This is a genomic window from Candidatus Eisenbacteria bacterium (assembly GCA_005893275.1).
Taxonomy (GTDB): domain Bacteria; phylum Eisenbacteria; class RBG-16-71-46; order SZUA-252; family SZUA-252; genus WS-7.
The window spans coordinates 76,004-95,902 of the sequence record VBOW01000020.1; the positions used below are offsets into that span (position 1 = coordinate 76,004).

18 protein-coding genes are annotated in these 19,899 nt (G+C 67.8%); 17 read left to right on the forward strand and 1 reads right to left on the reverse strand.

What is annotated here, in order from left to right; genetic code table 11:
* The first annotated feature begins 39 nt into the window (after positions 1–39).
* The 14 genes from ribD (at position 40) to E6K76_04265 (ending at position 14,420) form a co-directional block, all read left to right on the forward strand.
* A complete protein-coding gene (gene ribD / locus E6K76_04200; protein TMQ59699.1) occupies positions 40–1,215 on the forward strand; it encodes a bifunctional diaminohydroxyphosphoribosylaminopyrimidine deaminase/5-amino-6-(5-phosphoribosylamino)uracil reductase RibD in 1,176 nt (391 codons plus the stop codon).
* Positions 1,208–1,846, forward strand: coding sequence for a riboflavin synthase (locus E6K76_04205; protein ID TMQ59700.1), 639 nt, complete (start codon positions 1,208–1,210; stop codon positions 1,844–1,846). Before ribD ends, E6K76_04205 begins: the two co-directional genes overlap by 8 nt.
* Positions 1,843–3,171 carry a bifunctional 3,4-dihydroxy-2-butanone-4-phosphate synthase/GTP cyclohydrolase II gene (locus E6K76_04210; protein TMQ59701.1) on the forward strand — a complete coding sequence of 443 codons (1,329 nt, stop codon included), beginning with the start codon at positions 1,843–1,845 and terminating at the stop codon, positions 3,169–3,171. Before E6K76_04205 ends, E6K76_04210 begins: the two co-directional genes overlap by 4 nt.
* Before the next feature lie 62 nt (positions 3,172–3,233).
* Entirely contained in the window at positions 3,234–3,704 is a 471-nt protein-coding gene (locus E6K76_04215) for a 6,7-dimethyl-8-ribityllumazine synthase (GenBank protein TMQ59702.1), read from the forward strand.
* Positions 3,701–4,120: a transcription antitermination factor NusB gene (nusB, locus tag E6K76_04220; protein ID TMQ59703.1), complete on the forward strand. Its 420-nt coding sequence runs from the start codon at positions 3,701–3,703 to the stop codon at positions 4,118–4,120. The genes E6K76_04215 and nusB overlap by 4 nt, the downstream gene beginning before the upstream one ends.
* Positions 4,117–4,842, forward strand: coding sequence for a metallophosphoesterase family protein (locus tag E6K76_04225; GenBank protein TMQ59704.1), 726 nt, complete (start codon positions 4,117–4,119; stop codon positions 4,840–4,842). Before nusB ends, E6K76_04225 begins: the two co-directional genes overlap by 4 nt.
* 5 nt (positions 4,843–4,847) lie before the next feature.
* Positions 4,848–5,654: a class I SAM-dependent methyltransferase gene (locus tag E6K76_04230; protein ID TMQ59705.1), complete on the forward strand. Its 807-nt coding sequence runs from the start codon at positions 4,848–4,850 to the stop codon at positions 5,652–5,654.
* Positions 5,330–6,763, forward strand: a complete 1,434-nt coding sequence (locus E6K76_04235; protein ID TMQ59706.1) for a glycosyltransferase family 4 protein — start codon at positions 5,330–5,332, stop codon at positions 6,761–6,763. The genes E6K76_04230 and E6K76_04235 overlap by 325 nt, the downstream gene beginning before the upstream one ends.
* The gene (locus E6K76_04240; protein ID TMQ59707.1) at positions 6,760–7,809 is read left to right on the forward strand and encodes a flippase-like domain-containing protein; all 1,050 of its coding nucleotides are present in this window, start codon (positions 6,760–6,762) and stop codon (positions 7,807–7,809) included. Before E6K76_04235 ends, E6K76_04240 begins: the two co-directional genes overlap by 4 nt.
* Positions 7,806–10,415: a DUF2723 domain-containing protein gene (locus tag E6K76_04245; GenBank protein TMQ59708.1), complete on the forward strand. Its 2,610-nt coding sequence runs from the start codon at positions 7,806–7,808 to the stop codon at positions 10,413–10,415. The genes E6K76_04240 and E6K76_04245 overlap by 4 nt, the downstream gene beginning before the upstream one ends.
* Positions 10,412–11,350 (forward strand): NAD-dependent epimerase/dehydratase family protein, encoded by a 939-nt coding sequence (locus E6K76_04250; GenBank protein ID TMQ59742.1) that lies wholly within the window; start codon positions 10,412–10,414, stop codon positions 11,348–11,350. Before E6K76_04245 ends, E6K76_04250 begins: the two co-directional genes overlap by 4 nt.
* Positions 11,326–12,309, forward strand: coding sequence for a glycosyltransferase family 2 protein (locus E6K76_04255; GenBank protein ID TMQ59709.1), 984 nt, complete (start codon positions 11,326–11,328; stop codon positions 12,307–12,309). Before E6K76_04250 ends, E6K76_04255 begins: the two co-directional genes overlap by 25 nt.
* 27 nt (positions 12,310–12,336) lie before the next feature.
* On the forward strand, positions 12,337–13,476 hold the full coding sequence (locus E6K76_04260) for a glycosyltransferase (GenBank protein TMQ59710.1): 1,140 nt from the start codon (positions 12,337–12,339) through the stop codon (positions 13,474–13,476).
* On the forward strand, positions 13,473–14,420 hold the full coding sequence (locus tag E6K76_04265) for a glycosyltransferase family 2 protein (protein ID TMQ59711.1): 948 nt from the start codon (positions 13,473–13,475) through the stop codon (positions 14,418–14,420). Before E6K76_04260 ends, E6K76_04265 begins: the two co-directional genes overlap by 4 nt.
* Here the strand turns inward: E6K76_04265 and E6K76_04270 are convergent.
* Complete coding sequence (locus tag E6K76_04270; protein ID TMQ59712.1) at positions 14,344–15,492, reverse strand: glycosyltransferase family 4 protein; 1,149 nt, start codon at positions 15,490–15,492, stop codon at positions 14,344–14,346. The two genes, E6K76_04265 and E6K76_04270, sit on opposite strands and share 77 nt — an antisense overlap.
* Positions 15,493–15,608: 116 nt before the next feature.
* Between E6K76_04270 and E6K76_04275 the strand changes: the two genes are divergently transcribed.
* From E6K76_04275 to E6K76_04285, 3 genes are read left to right on the forward strand one after another with little or no spacing between them, the layout of a single operon-like run.
* Complete coding sequence (locus tag E6K76_04275; protein ID TMQ59713.1) at positions 15,609–16,757, forward strand: glycosyltransferase family 1 protein; 1,149 nt, start codon at positions 15,609–15,611, stop codon at positions 16,755–16,757.
* Positions 16,754–19,186, forward strand: a complete 2,433-nt coding sequence (locus E6K76_04280; protein ID TMQ59714.1) for a YfhO family protein — start codon at positions 16,754–16,756, stop codon at positions 19,184–19,186. Before E6K76_04275 ends, E6K76_04280 begins: the two co-directional genes overlap by 4 nt.
* Positions 19,183–19,896, forward strand: coding sequence for a polyprenol monophosphomannose synthase (locus E6K76_04285; protein ID TMQ59715.1), 714 nt, complete (start codon positions 19,183–19,185; stop codon positions 19,894–19,896). Before E6K76_04280 ends, E6K76_04285 begins: the two co-directional genes overlap by 4 nt.
* The last annotated feature ends 3 nt before the right edge of the window (positions 19,897–19,899 follow it).

Below are 19,899 nucleotides of genomic sequence, written 5' to 3' on the forward strand. Positions count from 1 at the left end.
GGGTGTCTGCCTGCGGGGCGTTTATTTTATGAGGAGGTCATGAATATCCGGGTCGCACCGATCGGCAAGGACTCCCGGGAGAAGGGGCCGTCCCGTCCCGTCTCGACGGCCGAAGAGAGCATGATGCGCGCGGCGATCCGGCTCGCGCGGCGAGGCATCGGCACGACCCATCCCAATCCGCGCGTCGGAGCCTTGGTCCTTCGCGGCGGAGAAGTCGTGGGCCGGGGCTACCACGCGCGCGCCGGCGAGCCACACGCGGAGGTGCGGGCGCTCCAAGAAGCGGGGGCCCGTGCCCGAGGGGGGACGCTCGTCTCGACCCTGGAGCCCTGCGCGCACCAGGGCCGCACCCCGCCGTGCGTCGATGCGATCCTTGGTTCCGGAGTTCGGCGGGTCGTGCTCGGCATGCGCGATCCGAACCCGCTCGTGGACGGACGCGGCGTGAGCAGTCTTCGGGCGGCGGGCATCGAGGTCGTCGAGGACGTGCTGAGCGCGGACTGCCGAGACCTGAATCTTCCGTATCTGAAGTTCCTCGCGACCGGCTTTCCGTGGGTGACGCTCAAATCGATGGTGTCGCTCGACGGGCGGGTCGCGAGCGAGAGCGGCGATTCGCGGGGGTTGGGGGGAGCGGCGGAGCTCAAGCTGTGCCACAAGCTGCGCGCCGGCCAGGACGCGGTCCTGGTCGGGATCGGGACCGTGCTCGCCGATGACCCCGAGCTGACGGTTCGCCTCGCGCGGGGGAGGAGCCCGCTTCGGATCGTGCTCGACTCGCATCTCCGCATTCCGCTCGGTTCGCGGCTGGTCCAATCGGCCGCGTGGGTTCCGCTTTTGATCGCGACCGTGTCGGAGGATCGCGACCTGGGCGACGCCCTTGCCCGCCGCGGAGCCCGGATCTGGCGCTTCGAGGGCGATGGAACGGGGCGCGTGCCGCTGCGCCCGCTCTTCAAGCGGCTCGCGGGGGAGGGGGTGCTCTCCATCCTCGTGGAAGGGGGGCCAACGGTGCATACCGCCCTCCTGCGCGAGGGGCTCGCCGACCGCGTTGCGATCGGCCTGGCACCCCTCATCGTGGGCGGCACGAAGGCTCCGACCTGGACCCGGGACCTGGGACGCCCGCGCTTAGACGAGGCCTTGGAGGTCGACTCGCTCGTGATGCGGCGCGTGGGACGCGATCTTTGGATCGAGGGGTCGCTCCGCACGCAGGGGCCCCGCGATGTTTAGCGGCATCGTGGAGCGCATCGGGCGAGTCGAAAGGGTCGAGCGCACGCCGGAAGGCTCGGCTCGGCTGGCGATACGAGCCGGGTTCGGGACGCCGCCTCCGCCGGGGGCTAGCGTCGCGGTGAACGGCGTCTGCCTCACCGTCGAGAGCGCGCACGGCGACCTCATCCATGCCACGGCCGTGCCGGAAACGCTCCGCCAGACGACGCTGGGGAGGCTCTCGGCCGGCAGCCGGGTCAACCTCGAGCGCGCGCTCAGGGTCGGCGACGAGATCGGCGGGCATTGGGTGCAGGGACACGTGGACGCCGCGGCGAGGGTCGCCTCGATCGGGCGTACGGGAAGCGACGTGCTCCTCGCGGTGGAGATTCCCGGTGCGCTCCGACCGTACGTGGCCCCGAAGGGGTCCTTGGCGGTGGACGGAGTGAGCCTGACGGTCGCCGCGTGGGAGGAGCCTCACGCGACCGTGGCGCTCGTGCCCTACACGCTCGAGCACACCATCGCATCGGAATACCAAGAAGGGGGAATCGTGAACCTGGAGGTGGATATCCTGGCGCGATACCTCGAGCGCCTCATGGTGTCTCGGGGGATCGTCGCACCGTCCCGCCCCGCCGCGGCGGACGCGAGGCGGTCATGAAGCGCGCGGGCTCGTTGCACGGCCGCGCGGGTGGTCGCGATGCGCCCGCGGGGCGCGCCGAGGGATTCGCCGCGTCTCTCTCGACGATCGAAGAGGCGCTCCGAGATATCCAGGCGGGCAGGATGGTCGTGGTGGTGGACGACGAAGACCGCGAGAACGAGGGGGACTTCGTGATGGCCGCCGAGAAGACCACGTCCGCCGACGTCAACTTCATGGCGCGCGAGGCCCGCGGCCTGATCTGCGTCTCCATGACCAGCGGGAGGCTCGGCGCGCTGGGGCTATCGCTCATGGCGCCGATCAACACGGCGCGTTTCTCCACTCCGTTCACGGTCTCGGTCGATCTGCTTCGGGGCACGACCTCCGGTTCTTCGGCTCATGACCGCGCGCTCACAATTCGCGCGCTCGCCGATCCGAAGACAAAGCCCGAGGACTTGGCCCGGCCGGGGCACGTGTTCCCGCTCCGGGCTTTGGACGAGGGGGTCCTGAAGCGACCCGGGCACACCGAAGCGGCGCTCGATCTGGTGCGGCTCGCGGGATTGCGTCCGGCGGGGCTCCTCTGCGAGATCCTTTCGCCGGACGGGCGGATGGCGAGCGGTCATGAGCTGATCCGGATCGCCCGGCGCCACCGGCTCAAGCTCGTCACGATCCGCGATCTGATCCGCTACCGGTACCGCCACGAGCGCCACGTCAAGCGGGTCGCGTCCTCGCGGCTCCCGACGCGCTTCGGGAATTTCCGCGTGGTCGTTTACGAGAGCCTGGTGGATGGCCACCACCACGTCGCGCTCGTCAAGGGATCGGGCGGCGGCAAGCCGCGGCTCGTGAGGGTTCACTCCCAGTGCCTGACCGGAGACGTGTTCGGCTCGCTGCGGTGCGATTGCGGCGAGCAGATGGAAGCCGCCCTCGAGCGGATCGATCGCGAGGGCGCGGGCGCGTTCCTCTACATGCGCCAGGAGGGACGGGGCATCGGTCTCGCGAACAAGCTGCGAGCCTACGAGCTGCAAGACCTGGGGCTGGATACGGTCGAGGCGAATCTCAAGCTCGGATTCGCTCCCGACCTGCGCGATTACGGCGTGGCCGCGCAGATCCTGCGCGATCTGGGCTACGCGAGAGTCCGGCTCCTCACCAACAATCCGCGGAAGATCGATGCGCTCCGCGAGTACGGGATCGAGGTCGTCGCCCGGGAGCCGCTCGAGATCATACCGAACGCCGCCAATGCCCGTTACCTCGCGACGAAGCGTGAGCGGCTGGGGCATCTGCTTCACCATCCCGCTCTCGGAGGCGCCGCCCCGGCGCACACCAACGGAAAACGGGGAACCCGGGCGTGAGCCCTGCGCGTCGCCCCGCGCCGGCGCGCCGTTCGCCACGGAGGGCTGCCGAGTTCCCGGAAGTGATCCAAGGCTCCCTCGACGGCGCGGGGCTCAGGATCGCGATCGTGGTCTCGCGGTTCAACGAGTTCGTCGGGAATCGACTCCTGGACGGCGCGCTCCGCGCCCTCGAGGGCCACGGAGTCCGGGCGCGCGACACCGTCGTGATCAAGGTCCCGGGAGCTTTTGAGATCCCGCCCGTCGCGAGGCTCCTGGCGGATTCGGGTCGCCACGACTCCGTGATCTGCCTCGGCGCCGTGCTGCGGGGGGAGACGCCGCACTTCGATCGGGTCGCCGGAGAGGCTTCGCACGGGATCGCGCGCGCGTCGTTTGAAACCGGTGTGCCCGTGCTCTTCGGCGTTCTCACCGTCGATACCCTCGATCAGGCGCTCGACCGCTCGGGAGGGAAGCATGGGAACAAGGGCGCGGAGGTCGCGGAGGGCGCCATCGAGATGGCCAGGCTCGTGCGCGCGCTCGCCGCGAAACAGCGTTGACCCGCCGGCGACAGGCGCGCGAGCTCGCCTTTCGGGCCGCGTACCAGGCGGACGTCACCGGGGATCCAATCGACCGCTGCCTCGAGGAGATTCTGGAGGACCTCGAACAAGCGGCGGATCCCGAGACCAAGGAATTCGCCTCCTCGCTCGTGTCCACGCTCGCGCGGCATCAGCCCGAAATCGACTCTGTGGTCTCCCGGATCGCCAAGAACTGGTCGCTCTCGCGCATGGCGGCCACCGATCGCTCGGTCATCCGGCTCGCCGCGGCGGAGCTTCTCTACCACGCCGAGGTGCCGGTGCGGGTTACGCTTGACGAAGCGATCGAAATCGCCAAGAAATACGGCATGGAAACGTCCGGCGCGTTCGTGAACGGTATCCTGGATCGCCTGGCCCACGACGTGCGGCCTCCTGGATGAAGACGGCTCTTCTCTCGGACGTTCACGCCAATCTCGAGGCGCTGGAGGCGGTCCTCAACGCCGTGGACGAGCGCGGCGCGGGCCGGATCCTCTGCCTGGGCGACGCCGTCGGCTACGGCGCGAGCCCGAACGAGTGTCTCAAGCTCATCCGCGAGCGTTGCCAGGTGGTTCTCTTGGGAAATCACGATTCCGCGGCGAGCGGCGGACCGGAAGCCGCGCGATTCAACCCGAACGCGAAAGCGGCCGCGCTCTGGACCGCCAAGACCCTGACGCCCGATCACCGCGATTACCTGCGCGGGCTCTCTCCGTGCGAGAGAGTCGAGCCGTATTTCTACACTCACGCATCGCCCGCGGCACCGCGTGATTGGGAATACATCTTCGATCGCTTCGACGCCGAGCCCCAGTTTCAATTCTTCACCGAGCCCGCGTGCTTCATCGGCCACACCCACCAGCCCGCCATCTTCGAGCGCTCCGACTCGGGGTGCGTCTTCTTGCCGCCCACGCGCCTCCTGTTCCATCCCGCCTACCGCTACATCGTGAACGTCGGGAGCGTTGGACAGCCCCGGGACCACGATCCGAGGGCCTGCTTCGTCCTCCTCAACGAGTCCGCGGGGGACATCGAATTCGTTCGTGTGCCCTATGATATCGAGGCCGCGCAGGGGAAGATCCGGGCCGCGCGGCTGCCGGCGGTGCTGGCCTCGCGGCTCGCGACCGGAGAGTAGGCGGCGTGCGAACGTCCACCGAAGCCCACTGGTCGCGCTTCTGGCGCGAGCGCTCCGAGATCGAAGACGTGTACCCGACGGAAGGCCGTGTGGTGGAACAGATCCTCGGGGAGGGGCCGGTCGCGGGGAGGCTGGTTCTCGAGGTCGGCGCCGGATCGGGGCGCGACAGCGTCGCCCTGGCCGAGGCGGGGGCGACGGCGGTTCTCCTCGACTATTCGGCGCCTTCCCTCGAAGTCGCGCGGGGCGTGGCCTCGCGAGCGGGCCGGAGCGTGCATCTGGTTCGCGCGGACGCGCTCCGGATGCCCTTTCGGGACGGCTCCTTCCACGTCGTGTTCCACCAGGGGCTTCTCGAGCACTTCCGCGATCCGCTGCCGCTCCTGCGTGAGAACGTTCGCGCGCTCGGGGACCGCGGCATCCTCCTTGTGGATGTGCCGCAGCGTTTCCATCTCTACACGGTCCTCAAGCACCTTCTGATCGCGGTCGGAAGATGGTTCGCCGGATGGGAGACGGAATTCACGATCGACGAGCTGGAGCGGCTCCTGGGCGCGGCGGGGGTCACGGTCACGCGGAGATACGGCAACTGGATGGTGCCCGGTCTGTTCTATCGTTCGCTCCGCCTGGTCCTTCTTCGCTCGCGTGTCGCGCGCCTCCCGCTGTATCCACCGCCTGTTCCCATCCTGTCGAAGCTCGCGGGCTCGTTTCGCGAGCGTTTCCGCCGCACCCGGGTGTCCTTCTATACCTACTTCGTCATCGGCGTTCTGGGTCGAAAAGAGACGGCGGATCCGCCCCGCTCCGGTGTACCTATCGGGTGAAGCTGCTCGCGTTCAACTGGCGTGATCCCAAGCATCCGGAGGCGGGCGGCGCCGAGCTTCACCTTGTGGAAATCCTGAGCCGGGCGGTCCAGGACGGCGACCAAGTGACCTGGCTTGCCGAGGCCTTCCCAGGCTCGGAGCCCGAGGAGGAGCACCGGGGCATCCGCATTCTCCGGAGGGGGTCGTGGTACAATGCGCACCTTGCTCTGGCCCAGCTCTATCGACGGAGGCTTCGGGGAGAGCGGTTTGATCTTGTCCTGGAAGACATCAACAAAGTTCCATTCTTCACGCCGTGGTACGTCCGCGCGCCCGTGCTCGCCGTGGTGCCTCACCTCTTCGGCGCCACCGTGTTCCGGGAAGCGTCGCCCGCCGTCGGCGCTCTGGTCTGGGCACACGAGAGTTTGATCCCGCTCGTGTACCGCGATGTCCCCTTCCTCGCGATCTCCGAGAGCACCCGTGACGACCTCGTCCGCCGCGGCCTGCGCCGCGAAAACATCTCGGTGGTTCGCTGCGGCCTGGATCAGAGCGGCTACACGGTGACCGTCCCACCGGGGGACCGGACGGAGCCGGTTGTGGTTTTCGTGGGCCGGCTTCGCAAGTACAAGGGGGCGCAATACCTCATCCGGGCGTTCCCGGACGTGCTGCGGGCGGTGCCGGAGGCTCGGCTCCGGATCGTGGGGGACGGCCCCTACCGGGAGAACCTGGAACGACTCTCTCGCTCCCTGAGGATTCGGGAGAAGGTCGAGTTCCTCGGAGCGCTCAGCCAGCGGGACAAGGTGGCCGCGCTGAACCGGGCCCAGGTCGCCGCCGCCCCCTCGCCCAAAGAGGGTTGGGGGCTCACGGTGATCGAGGCGAACGCGTGCGGCGCGCCGGTCGTGGCGAGCAAGAGCCCCGGTTTGGTCGAGTCGGTCCGCGATGGCGAGACGGGTCTCCTGGTTCCGCACGGTGACGCCGGCGCGCTCGCACGCGCCACGATCCGCCTTCTCACCGACCCGAACCTTCGCCTTTCCATGGCGGGTGCCGGGCTCCGCTGGGCCCATGGGTTCACCTGGGACCGCTGCTACCGCGAGAGCAGGGCGGTGATCGCGCGCGCGGCGGGGGCCGCGTGACCGGCGCGACTTCGGGGGTTTTTCGAAAGCTCAAGCTGCCGCTCATCGCGCTCAAGATCATGTTGAGCTTCGCCCTGTTCGCCTATGTGATCGCCAAGGTCTCGCCGCGGAACGTTTGGGTCACGATGAAACACGCGGACCCGAAGCTGCTCGCGGCCGCCGCGGGGTTATTCCTCGTCTCGAGCCTCATCGGGAGCTGGCTCTGGGCGAGGCTCTTACGCGCCCAAGGTGTCTCGATCCCGTATGCCAAGGCGGCCTCGTATTATTTTGTGGGGCTTTTCTTCAACAACTTCCTGCCATCGAACATCGGCGGCGACATCGCGCGAATCTCCGATGCCGCGAAACACGCCGATCACGTGAGCCCCGTCTTCTCCGCGACGGTCATGGATCGCTTGATCGGCATTCTGGCGATCGGGCTCCTGGCCGTGGTGGCCTCGGTCGCGGTGATCGACCGTCTGCATCTCTACGCGATCTACTGGGCCATCCTGATCGTCTTTCTCGTGGCGGCCGCGTTCTTCGCGAGCATCTTCAACCGGAATATCCTCGAGGCCTTCGAGCGTCCCTTCCGCGCGATCGGCGCCCGCAAGATCGAGCGCGGGATCGCCCGTCTGATGGACGACCTCCACGGATTCCGGAGCGAGCGGGGCGCGCTTCTGGCCGCGTTCGCCGCTTCCACTCTGGTCCAGATCAGCCGGATCTACGTCCATTCCCTGGTGGGGCTCGCGCTTGGAGTGCGAATCTCCCTCGCGTACTACTTCCTGTTCGTGCCCGTGCTGGCCGCGCTCATCTCGCTTCCAATCTCGCTGAACGGAATCGGCGTGCGTGAAGGGGCCGCGGTCGTGCTGTTCCGGCTTGCCGGGCTGACGCGCGAGGAGGCGTTCAGCATTCCGTTCCTCACGTACATTCTGTCGGTACTGATCAGCCTGCTTGGAGGGCTCATCTTCATCTCGCGACCGCCGCGGCGCGCGCTCGGGAAGCATCTCCAACGCCGAAAGCTCGCCCGTACCGGTGGGGGCGGCGCCTCCCCCGGAGAGGGCCGGGCATGACTTCCGGAAAGCGCTGGCACCAGGTCGCCGCGGCGCTCGCGTTCGGCTTGCCTCTCTTCGTCTATCTCTGCACGCTCACCCGGACGGTGCCGTTCTGGGATTCCGGCGAGTTCATCGCCACGTCCTATATTCTGGGTCTGCCGCACCCGCCGGGAAACCCGGTCTACACGATGCTCGGTCGGATCATGAGCTTTCTCCCGATCGAGACCGTCGCATGGCGCGTGAATTTCATGAGCGCGCTGGCGTCCGCCCTCACGGCGCTCTTCACCTTCCTGATTACGGTCCGCTCGCTTCGACGCTGGTTCATGGACCAGGCCCCGACTCCCGCGAGGGAGCTCGCCTGCGAGGTGGGCGGGCTCGTCGCCGCGTTCTTCATCGCGTTCTCGAATTCCTTCTGGGACAGCGCGATCGAGGCCGAGGTCTACTCGCTTTCGTCGTTCCTGGTGGTGTTCTCGATCTGGCTCGCCTTCAACTGGTGGGATCATCTGGGGGAAACCAACAACGACCGCCTGCTCGTCCTGATCGTCTACATCCTGTCGATCTCCGCCGCGGTGCACCTCGGCACGATCCTGGTCGCGCCCGGGCTCCTCCTGCTCTTCGCGATGAACCGGACCCGTTACTTCACCACGGGACGGTTCTGGGCCTCGGCGGCCCTGCTCGGCGGGTTCATCCTCTTTCTCTGGTACAACGAGTTTTCGGCGGACGTCGACGTGCCGCTCCCGCTCATCCTCATCATCCTTGCGCTGCTCCTCGTCGTGTACGCGCTGAATTCCAAGAAGCTGGTGAAAAACAATCTCTTCACGTGGTGGACGATCGCGCTGGTCGTAGGGTTCACGGTGCAGCTCTTTCTGCTGGTGCGGAGCCAGCAGCACCCCGCCGTGAACGAGGGCGCGCCGGAGACATTCAACACGTGGAAGGACTACCTGCTGCGGAAGCAATACGGCCCTTCGAACCCGTTCGAACGCCGCGCGGATCTTTGGTATCAGATCAATCACATGTATTTCCGGTACGTCGGGATGCAGTTTGCGCTCACCAGGGGGCTGGGGCCGTTTGGACCCGATTCCTTCTGGGTGATGGCCGTGAACGCGATCCCGTATCTCCTGTTGGCTCTCGGCGCCTATTGGAACTGGAAGCGGGACAAGAAGACCTTCTGGTTTTTCCTGACGCAGAACTTCGTCATGGGACCGGCACTCATCTTTTATCTCAACTTCACGGACCACGAGGTTCGGGAGCGCGACTACTTCTTCACCAATTCCTACCACTTTCTCGCGATCTGGATGGGGATGGGCGCGGCCGGGGTCGTGAAGTGGCTCGCGAGCGCTTTCGAGCCGGCGAAGGCGCCGGCCCCGGCCGGGGTTCCGTCCGGGGCCCCGGCTCCCGCGGGAGCAACCGGAGGCTTCATGCCCTACCGGGCGGGGGTGGCGCTCGGGGCCGCGGCGCTGATCGGAATCTCGCTCCTTCCGATGAAGGAAGGGTGGTACGAACACGACCGGTCGCGTTTCTACATCGCCCACGATTACGCCTACAACATGCTCACGCCCTTGGAACCGGGCGCGATCGTGATGACGAACGGCGACAACGACACGTTCCCGCTCTGGTATATCCAGGAAGTGGAACACGTGCGGAGGGACGTGCGGGTCGTGAATCTGAGCCTGCTCAACACGCCCTGGTACATCAAGCAGCTCCGCGATCAGGAGCCGCGCGTTCCGTTCTCGTTCACCAACGCGCAGCTCGACGCGCTCCAGCCCTATCAGGAGGAGAAGAGCGGCAGGATCATCTGGGTCAAAGACCAGGCCGTGACGGACATGGTCCGGGCCAACCAGTGGAAGCGGCCCGTCTATTTGGCGGTCACGGTGCCCGAGCAGCTCGGGTTCGACAAGCACCTCATGCTGGAGGGACTCGTCTTCCGCATCTACCCGAAGGAGGTCGGGGAGCATAGCGTCGACGCCGGGAAAACGCTCAACAATCTCTACCACGTGTTCCGGTATGTGGGCCTGCTCGACAAGAACCGCAACTACGACTCGACCGTGTACAAGGACGACAACGCCTACAAGCTCGTGCAGAACTACAGCGCGGCCCACGTCCAGGTTGCCTACGAGATGCAGAAGGCCGGGCAGGGCAAGGACGCGATCTCCCTGCTGCGGGACGCGGTCAAGATGACCCCCGATTTTCCGGGGCTCCTCGAGTACCTTGGGAAATCCTACCAGGACACGGGGGACACCGCCGAAGCGGAGCGCGTCTTCACGCAAGCCCTGCGGCGTTTCCCCAACTCGGCCGAGTTCTATTTTCACCTCGGCGTGATCCACTGGCAGAAGGGGCACAAGGAGCGCCGCGCCGATCTGGTCGACCAGGGGCTTCAGGAGCTCCGGCGCGCGTGCTCGCTCGACCAGCGCTACTTCGACTGGTTCGGCGGCCTCTTCAGCGCGCTCTGGCTCGAGGGGCATCACGAGGAGGCCGTGGACGTGCTGCGGAGCTGGACGCGCGCGCATCCCGAAGATCCGCAGGGGGCCGCGTGGCTCCGGAATTACGAGGACTCGCTGAAGGTGCTCTCGGCGGCCCCTCCACGCGGGGGCGCGGGCGGGCGCGCGGCGGGCGGGAGGCGCTGATGCGCGCGCTCGTGACCGGTGTCGCGGGATTCCTCGGCTCGACGCTGGCGGAGACACTCCGGAGCTCGGGGTTCGACGTGGTGGGGGTGGACGCGTTCACGCCGAACTACGAGGCCGCGAGGAAACGCGCGAACCTCGAAGGGCTGCTCCGCGATCCGGGATTTCGGTTCGTCGAGGCGGATCTGCGAAACGTCGCGCTCGAACCCTTGCTCGACGGGGTGACTCACGTCGCGCACCTGGCGGCGCTTCCGGGGGTGAGATCCAGCTGGGGGGACGCATTTCGCGCCTATGCCGAACACAACATCGTCGTCACCCAGCGGCTGCTCGACGCCCTGCGCGGTCGGACGGTCGAGCGCGTCGCGGTCGCGTCGAGCTCCTCCGTCTATGGCGTGCCGACCCGCTTTCCGACGCCGGAGGATGAGCCCCGGCGGCCCATCTCCCCGTACGGCGTGACCAAGCTCGCCACCGAAGCGCTTGTCCACGCGTATCGGCACGAGCAGGGGTTGCCGGCCGTCGCGCTCCGCTACTTCACGGTGTACGGCCCCCGGCAGCGGCCCGACATGGGGTTTCACCGATTTTTCGAGGCGTGCCGCCGCGGAGAGCCGGTGACCATCTACGGCGACGGCGCCCAGACGAGGGACTTCACCTTCGTCGAGGACGCGGTTTCGGCCACCGTCGCGAGCCTGACCCGCCCCGCCGAGGAGCTGGTCTACAATGTCGGCGGAGGGCATCGCGTGACGCTCCGCGAGGTGCTCGATCAGATCGAACGTCTGGTCGGCCGCCCGATGCAGCGCCGCCACATCGAGCCCCAGCACGGGGATCCGCGCGACACCTCGGCCGACACGAGACTCGCGCGGCGCGATCTGGGATACGAGCCGCGTACCGCTCTGGAGCGGGGTCTCGAACGCCAATGGGAATGGCAACGGAACAGGTGATGGAGAAGGAGTCGTCGCTGGGGAAGCCGTCGTACGCCGTGGAGATCACGGCATTGATTCCCGTTTACGACGAGGCGGAGAATCTGAAACCGCTCCTCGAGAAGCTGACGGCGGACCTGGCCGCCCTGCGCAAGCCGTACGAGATCCTGGTCGTCGATGACGGCAGCACCGACGGCACGATCGACCGGCTCCGGGAGCTACATCGCTGCATCCCGCATCTTCGCGTGGTCTCGTTCCGGCGAAACTACGGCAAGTCGGCCGCTCTATCGGTCGGGTTCGCCGAGGCGCGCGGCCGTCATCTCGTGACGCTCGACGGGGATCTCCAGGACGATTCCGCGGAGATCGGACCCTTGCTTCGAAAGCTCGAGGAGGGCTATGACCTAGTCTCGGGCTGGAAACAGAAGAGGAAGGACCCGATCACGAAGACGATTCCTTCCAGGCTCTTCAACGCGGTGACCTCCTCGATGACCGGGGTCAGGCTCCACGACATGAACTGCGGGCTCAAGGCCTACCGCGCCGAGGTCGTCAAGACGATCCGGCTCCGCGGCGAGCTGCACCGCTTCATCCCGGTGCTGGCCCACTGGGACGGGTTCCGCGTCGCCGAGGTTCGGACGGCGCACCATCCAAGGCTTCACGGGAGAACGAAATTCGGGGCGGCCCGGTTCCTGAACGGCTTTCTCGATCTGCTCGCGGTGATGTTCCTGACCACCAACGCGAGGCGCCCGCTCCATCTCTTCGGGCGGGTCGGCGTCTTCGTCGCCCTGGTCGGGGCCGCGATCACGGTCGGTTTCTCCTGGCGCTGGGTCCTCGGGGAAGGGCTCAGGCTGAGACCCGCGCTCTTATTCGGGGCGGTGCTGGTCATCCTGGGAATCCAGTTCATCTCGATGGGATTCCTGGGCGAGCTCATCGCCAGCACCCGCGCGCACGAGCCCGACTACGCAATACGCGAGCGGCTCTAACCGAGCCTTCGGCGGGCGAGGGGAGCGTTGAAGGTCGCGATCCTCGGCCCCACCTACCCGCACCGGGGTGGGATCGCGCACTACACCACCCTGCTCGCCCGCGCGCTGGCCGGGCGGCACGATCTCGCGATGATTTCCTTCGCGCGGCTCTATCCGGGGCTCCTCTTCCCTGGAACGACCCAGTTCGATACGAGCACGATCAGGATCGAGCCCCCCGTCCGTCCGGAGCCGATCCTGGACAGCCTGAATCCCCTGTCGTGGCTTCGCGCCGGGGCGAGGCTCCGGGCCATCGCGCCGGACGCCCTCGTCGTTCCCTGGTGGCATCCATTCTTCGGTCCGTCGCTCGGGACGGCGTCGCGGCGGGCCCGCCCCCCGGGGCGGCGCACCGCGCGGGTTTTCCTCTGCCACAACGTCTCGCCGCACGAAGCGACGCCCATCGACCGGGCGCTCACCGCGTATGGGCTCGGCGGGGCGGACGCGTTCCTCGTTCACGCGCGGTCGGAAGCGGAAAAGCTTCACCGCGTCGCGCGCGGCAGACCGATTCGCGTGCATCCGCACCCCTCCTACGAGATCTTCAGCGAACGGGCGCCGAGCCGGGAGGAGGCGCGCTTGGCGCTCGGCGTCGAGGGACGGGTGCTCCTTTTCTTCGGCTACGTGCGCCCGTACAAGGGGCTCGCCGACCTGCTCCTTGCCCTGAAGCTCGCGCGTCGCGACACGTGGGATTGCGCGCTGATCGTGGGGGAATTCTACGAGCCGCTCGGCCGCTACCGCGCGCCCCTCGAGGATCCGTCGATTCGAGCCCGTGTCCGCCTCGTGAACCGCTACGTTGCGAACGAGGAGGTCGCGCGGTATTTCGCGGCCGCCGACGTGGTCGCCCTGCCCTATCGGGAGGCGACCGGGTCCGGGATCGCCCAGATCGCCTTCGGCGCGGGCGTGCCGGTGATCGCGACCCGCGTCGGCGGATTGGAGGATGTCGTCGAGGAGGGTGTCTCGGGGCTTCTGGTGCCGCCCGGCGATCCTCCGGCCCTCGCCCGGGCGATCGAGCGTTTCTTCGACGGCGGTATGGCGGAGCGGCTCCGCGGCGGCGTGGCGCGGAGCCGGGGTCGCTTCGGGTGGGACGCGCTCGCGGGGGCGCTCGAATCGCTCGCGGCGGAGTGCCTGTCGTGACCGCGCGCCCGACCTGGGCGGTCATCTTGGCCATGAACCAGCTCGGGATGACGCGCGAATGCCTCACCTCGGTCTTGGCGCTCGAGCCGGCCGCCGAGCACGTGCTCCTCGTGGACAACGGCTCCACGGACGGGACGGCGGAGGCCGTGCGGGCCGAATTTCCGGAGGTCGAGGTGCTCCGCCTCGACAGGAATCTCTACTTCGCGGGAGGGGTGAACGAGGGAATCCGGGCGGCGCTCAAAGGCGGCGCGGGGTCGATCCTGCTCCTGAACAACGACGTGGTGCTGGAGCGCCCGGCGCTCGAGAAGCTGCGCTCGGCGCTGGAAGCGAGCCCGGCGCGGGCCGCGGTGTCCCCCAGGATCTATTACTACGATTCTCCGGATGTAATCTGGTTCGCCGGGGGCGTGGTCGGCCGCGGTCTCGGGTTGATCCGCCACCGCGGCGTCAACGTGAAGGACGAGAAGCTTCGCGACGCGCCCCGCGCGGTCGACTACGTGTCGGGCGCGGCCTCGCTCCTATCCAGGGGAGCGCTCGAAGCAGTCGGCCTCTTGGATCCGGGCTACGTCATGTACGTCGAGGACGTGGACTGGTGCGCTCGGGCCCGGGAGCGGGGTCTGATTCTTTGGTACGAGCCCTCGGCCAAAGCGTGGCACCACGTGTCCGCGACGAGCGGGGGCGGCTTGACGCCGCTCAAGGCCTACTTTCGGCTTCGGAGCGGCGCGCTCTTCCTCGCGCGCCACGCGAAGCCTTGGGAACGCGTTCCCTCGTGGGGAGCCTATCTTGCGTGGACGGCGTGGCTCGTTCTCCGCTCGATCGCGCGCATGAACCTCCGGTCCGCGAGCGCGCTCGTGCTCGGCTTCGCCGATTTCACGCGGATCCTCCTCGGCGCGTCGCCGCCGCCTCGTAGACCCGAGTCATTCGCTCCGCCAGAAGCTCGACGCTGAATTGGGCCGCCCGCTCCTTCCCGAGGCGGGAGAGCTCGGCCAGCGCGCCCGGGTCCTGGGCCGCCGTCCGCAGCCTCTCCGCGAGCGCCGCGACATCTCCCGAGGGAAAGAGCATGGCGGCCTTCCCCACAACTTCCGGGAGCGCCCCGGAGTCGCTCGTGACGCACGGCGTCCCCACCGCCATCGCGAGGAGCGGAGGGATGCCGAACCCCTCGTATCGGGAAGGGTAGATGAGCAGCTTCGCTCCGCCCAAGAGAGCGGCCAGCTCGGAATCGGGTACGTATCCGGGCCAGTGGGCGCGCAATCCTTCCGCCTTCGCCGATCGCGCGAGTCGATCGGCGAGAGCATTGCGGGCGCCGGCCAGAACGAGCGCGGGGGCGTTCCTTCGGTCGGGGAAGGCGCGCGCGACGGCCTCGATGAGGAGATCCACTCCCTTCCTGGGATCGAAGCCGCCGAAGTAGAGCCAGTAAGGCGCGCCGCCGAACCGGGCCCTCGGGGCCGAGACCTGGTCCGCGGACGCGGGCTTGAGCCAGCGGGGAACCGCGCACGGGACCACCTCGATCCGCGAGGCGGCCTCGGGGACCAAGGCCGCGATGTCGCGGCGGCTCGCATCGCTCAGGGTGACGATGGTGGAGGCGTTTCGCGCCGAGGCGCGGACGGCGCGCCGGTAGAGCCAGCGGTGGAGGAGCGCCGGCTTCGGCCAGGGGACGAGCCGAGGCATGACCCACGGAATCACATCGTGAAGAGAGAGCAGGGATGGGAAGGGGAGCCCCGAGGGAACGCCGTGGTTCCACGTCGCGTGATAGAGATCGGGGGGCGGCTCGATCGCGCGGAGAATCCGCGGAAGCTCGAGCGCTTCCCAGCGGATTCGGCCATTTTCCGGTCCGGAGACCCTCACCTCGATCGACTCGGAAACAGAGGCCGGCTCGACCGGCCGGTCGCTCACGCCGATGAATTCAAAACCGCGCGGCGAGAGCTCGTGCACAATCTGAGTCAGAATGAGACCGATGCCGGTAGCCGGCCCCCGCGCGAGGGGCCTCAGGTCGATCGCGACTCGGATCGGGCGGGGCACGCGAGGGCACGCTACGGGAGGCCCGGCGAAAGGTCAACGAGTCCGCGCATCTCACGTCTTGACGCTCGATTGCGGCTCCCCGTACTCTGAGACGATGCGCGACCCCGGAGGCTCACGTGCGTCCCGCCTGGGACGTCGTCTGGCTCAGTGATATTCCATGGGGGAGTCTCTGGCAAAGGCCGCAGCAGCTCGCCACGAGGTTCCCGCCCGACGCGCGGATTCTCTTCGTGGAGCCCTGGACGCTCGGCCATGCCGCCGCCTTCCGGCCCACGCCCGTCACGGAGCGAATCTCCCGCGTCTCGTTTCCATTTCTCCCTCTCCACGCGCGGTCGCCTCGCTTGAGACGCCTCGCGTACAGGATTGGGAGCTCGGCCCTCGCGACGCGATGCCTCTTCGGGGCCCAGCGCGCATGGGCGCACACTCTCGGCGGATTCGGCCGGCCGGGAGCGAGGCGCCTGGCGCTCGTGCAGAATTTCCTCGCGCGCCCCTCGTTGGGCGCGTTTCGACCGGAGCGTGTCGTGTACGACATGATCGACGCCCCGCTCCACTTCGCTCCCGTTCCGCCGCGCCTCGTGCCGCAGTGGGAGCGGCTCCTCCGCGAGGCGGACCGTGTGTGCGTCACGTCGGGGCCGCTGGTCCAGCTCGCCCGCTCCGGCGGCGCCCGGAAGCCCCGTCCGATCGGGAACGGGGTGGAGGTCGCCCGGTTCCAGGCGGCGCCGCCGGCCGATTTCCTGCCCGGGGAGGCCGGCGCGCCCGTTCTCGGCTACGTTGGATCCCTCCACTCCTGGTTCGACGTGCCGCTCGTCGCGACGCTCGCCCGGTCGCTCCCGGAGGCGCGGGTCGTTCTGGTCGGTCCCGCACACCCCTCGACGCGCGGAGAGCTGGAGCGGGCTTCCGAGTCGACGCCGAATCTCTTCTGGCTCGGCCCCAAGCCCTACTCCGAGATTCCATCGATCGTGCGGGCGTTCCGGGTGGGGTTGATCCCGTTCCGGCGCACCCCGCTGACCGAGGCGGTGAACCCGGTCAAGCTCTACGAGTACGCGGCGGCCGGCGTCCCGTGTGTCACGACGCGTTTCACCGATGAAGTCGGCGCGTGGGGGGAGGCGGCGCGCGTCGCCGATTCGGAAGAGGGCTTTGTCGCCGCGGTGAGATCGCTCGCGAGCTCGCCCCCCGATCCCGCGCCTCTGGTCGCGTTCGCGCGAGCCCACGATTGGGACGAGATCGCGCGGGAGTTCGTCGCGTTTTGTCTGGAGGACGCCGCGTGACGCGCCCCTCGCGAGGGGCAAAAATCGGAGCGCGGCAGGCGGGTCCCCGCGAACCCAAGGACGCGGCCGACCTTTCGCGCTGGGCCTGGGCGCTCGTCGCGCTCCTCGTCCTCGTCTTCTTCTACCCGATTGCGTTCGGAAAAGTCTTCCTCACTCCCGATTCGGTCGCTCCCGCCGGATTCGCGCGAATCGCGCTCGACGCGCTCCAGAAGCGGCACGTGTACGCGCTTTGGAATCCGTATCACTTCCTGGGAATGCCTTCCTTCGGGAGCCTCACGTTCGTGCCCTACGTCTATCCATTGGATCTGGTCTTCGGATTCTTGAACAAGACGCTCCATTTTCCCGATCTCACGTGGCTTCTCGCGCACTACCTCCTGCTGGCGGTCTCCATGTTGGCGCTCCTGCGCGCGCTCGGCGCCTCGGCGGAAGGGGCGGCCCTCGGGGCGCTCACGTTCGCGCTCACCCCGAATCTTGTGGCGGTGGGCGTGTTCGGGCATGGGAGCCAGATCATGACCGCGGCGTACCTGCCGCTCCTGATCCTCCTGCTCGACCGGTTCGTGCGGCGCGGATCTCCGCCCGCGCTGGCCGGGTTCGCGCTGGCCGCGGCTCTTCAGCTGCTCCGGGGGCACGTGCAGATCGTCTTTTACACATGGCTCGCGCTCGGCGGCTACGCGGTCTTTCTGGCGGTCCAAGGGGTCCGGGAGGGCCGGAGGGGAGAGGCGGCCCGCGCCCTCGGCGGGCTTGTCGGGGGGCTTGCCCTCGGTTTCGGGATGAGCGCCTTCCTCTACCTTCCCACGCACGAGTACGCGAAGCTCTCGGTCCGCGGCGGCGGCGAGGGGGGTGGCGCCGGTCTCGAGTACGCGACCTCCTGGTCGTTTCACCCGCGCGAGATCCTCACGTTCGTGATCCCCAGCATGTTCGGCTTCGGGGGCCGGACCTACTGGGGAAGCATGCCCTTCACCGACTACCCGAACTACATGGGAATCGTGCCGCTCGCGCTGGCGATCTACGGCGCCATGCGATGGCGCGGGAAGGTGCGGTGGTACCTCGTGACGATGGCGGGGATCGCCCTCGCCATGTCGTTCGGGAAGCACCTGAAACCGCTGTACGCGCTTCTCTACGACCACCTCCCGTTTTTCAACAAGTTCCGCGTCCCGGTGATGGTCTTGGTGCTCGTCCAGTTCGCGACGGGCGCTCTCGCCGCCTTCGGTCTCACGAGGGCCCTCGAGCGCGGGGCCCCGACCAAGGGGAGGGAGGCGGCGGACCCCGGCGCCTCGTGGATGCGGGCGGCCGTGCTGTCGGCGGCGGGCGGGGTCGCGGTGGTCGCGCTCCTTCATGCGCTCTCGGGGCCGCTCGAGATCGCCGCGATCCACAGCCGTCCCTCTTTCAGCGCGGAGGCGGCCCGGCAGGCGCTCGACCTGGCCTCGCTCGACGCGATCAAGTCGGGGGTCCTGCTCGGGCTCGGATTTTTCGTCATCGCCCTCGCGCGGCGGGGACGGATCGGCCGGCTCGCGGCCGGGGTTTTGATTCTCACCGTCACGGCGGTCGATCTCTGGGTGATCGACCGCAAGATCATCGACCCCGAGGTGGGATCCCCACAGGAATACGCGGAGTACTTCAAGGAAACGCCCGAGGTGACCTTCCTCAAATCCGACCGGAGCCTTTTCCGCGTCTACCCGCTCCAGTGGAACGACAGCCGGCTTGCGGCCTACGGGATCGCGTCGGTTCTGGGGTATCACCCGGCGAAGCCCAAGCTGTATCAGGCGCTGGCCGACACCGCGCAGATCCTGTCCAGCCTGGACATGCTTCGCTTCCTGAACGTGAAGTACGTGCTCACGGACGGCTACATTCCGCAGGGAGCGCCCGGGCTCGCCCTGCGCCACGACGGCGATGTGAAAGTCTACGAGCTGGAAGGCGCTCTGCCCCGCGCCCACGTGGTGCACCGGCTGAAACCGGTGCGGAACGACTCCGTCACGCTCGCGATCATCCGGACCGGCAACTTCAATCCGGCGGGTGAGGCGCTCTGGACCGGTCCAGATCCCTTGCCCCCGATGGAGGAGCCGGGGGTGCCGGACTCGGTCGGCGTGATTCGATACGATTTCAACGAAGCCGAGTTTCTCGTCTCGACCTCGGCGCCGGGGTTGTTCGTCCTTTCAGATCAGTACGACCCGGATTGGAGGGCGACCCTGGACGGCGTCCCGGAGACGATCCATCGCGTGGATTACCTGATGCGGGGCGTCCTGGTCGGGCCGGGGGTGCATCGGATTCGCTTCCGCTACGAGCCGTCCGCGCTCCAAGCGGGGGTCCGGATCTCGATCGTGTCGCTGGCGCTCACGGTGGGATTGGCGGGCGCGGGCCTGATCCGGCGCCGGTCCGCGCGCCGGTCGAATCCGAAAAACGGCGAGCCCGCGGGGGAACCGGCCGCGTGAGGGCGCTCGTGATCATCCCCACCTACAACGAGCGGGAGAATCTGCCCGAGCTATTGAGGCGGATCTTCGCGGAGGGTCTGCCGCTCGAAGTGCTCATCATCGACGACAATTCGCCCGATGGAACCGGCGCGGCGGCGGACGCGCTGGCCGCGGCGGATCCGCGGGTCCACGTGATGCACCGTCCCGGGAAAATGGGCTTGGGCTCCGCGTATGTCTCCGGCTTCCGACACGCCATCGAGCACGGCTACGACGCCGTGTTTGAGATGGACGCCGATTTCTCGCACAATCCGGATTCCCTTCCGGAGTTTCTGAGGGAGCTCGAAAAGGCGGACCTCGTGGTGGGATCACGCTACCTGCACGGGGTCACGGTCGTGAACTGGCCGCTGAAGCGGCTGATCCTCTCCTACCTCGCGAACGTCTACAGCCGCGTCATCACGGGAATGCCGATCAAGGATGCCACCGGCGGCTTCAAGTGCTTCCGCCGGCAGGTGCTCGAGTCGCTCGACCTGAGCCGCGTCAAATCGGACGGCTACGGCTTTCAGATCGAGATCAATTTCAAGGCGTGGAGAAAGGGATTCCGCATCCGCGAGATTCCGATCCTCTTCGTCGACCGCCGCGCGGGGGAATCCAAGATGTCACGGCGGATCGTCTGGGAGGCCGCATGGATGGTCTGGCGGCTCCGCATCCTCGACCTGCTCGGCGCGCTCTAGCCG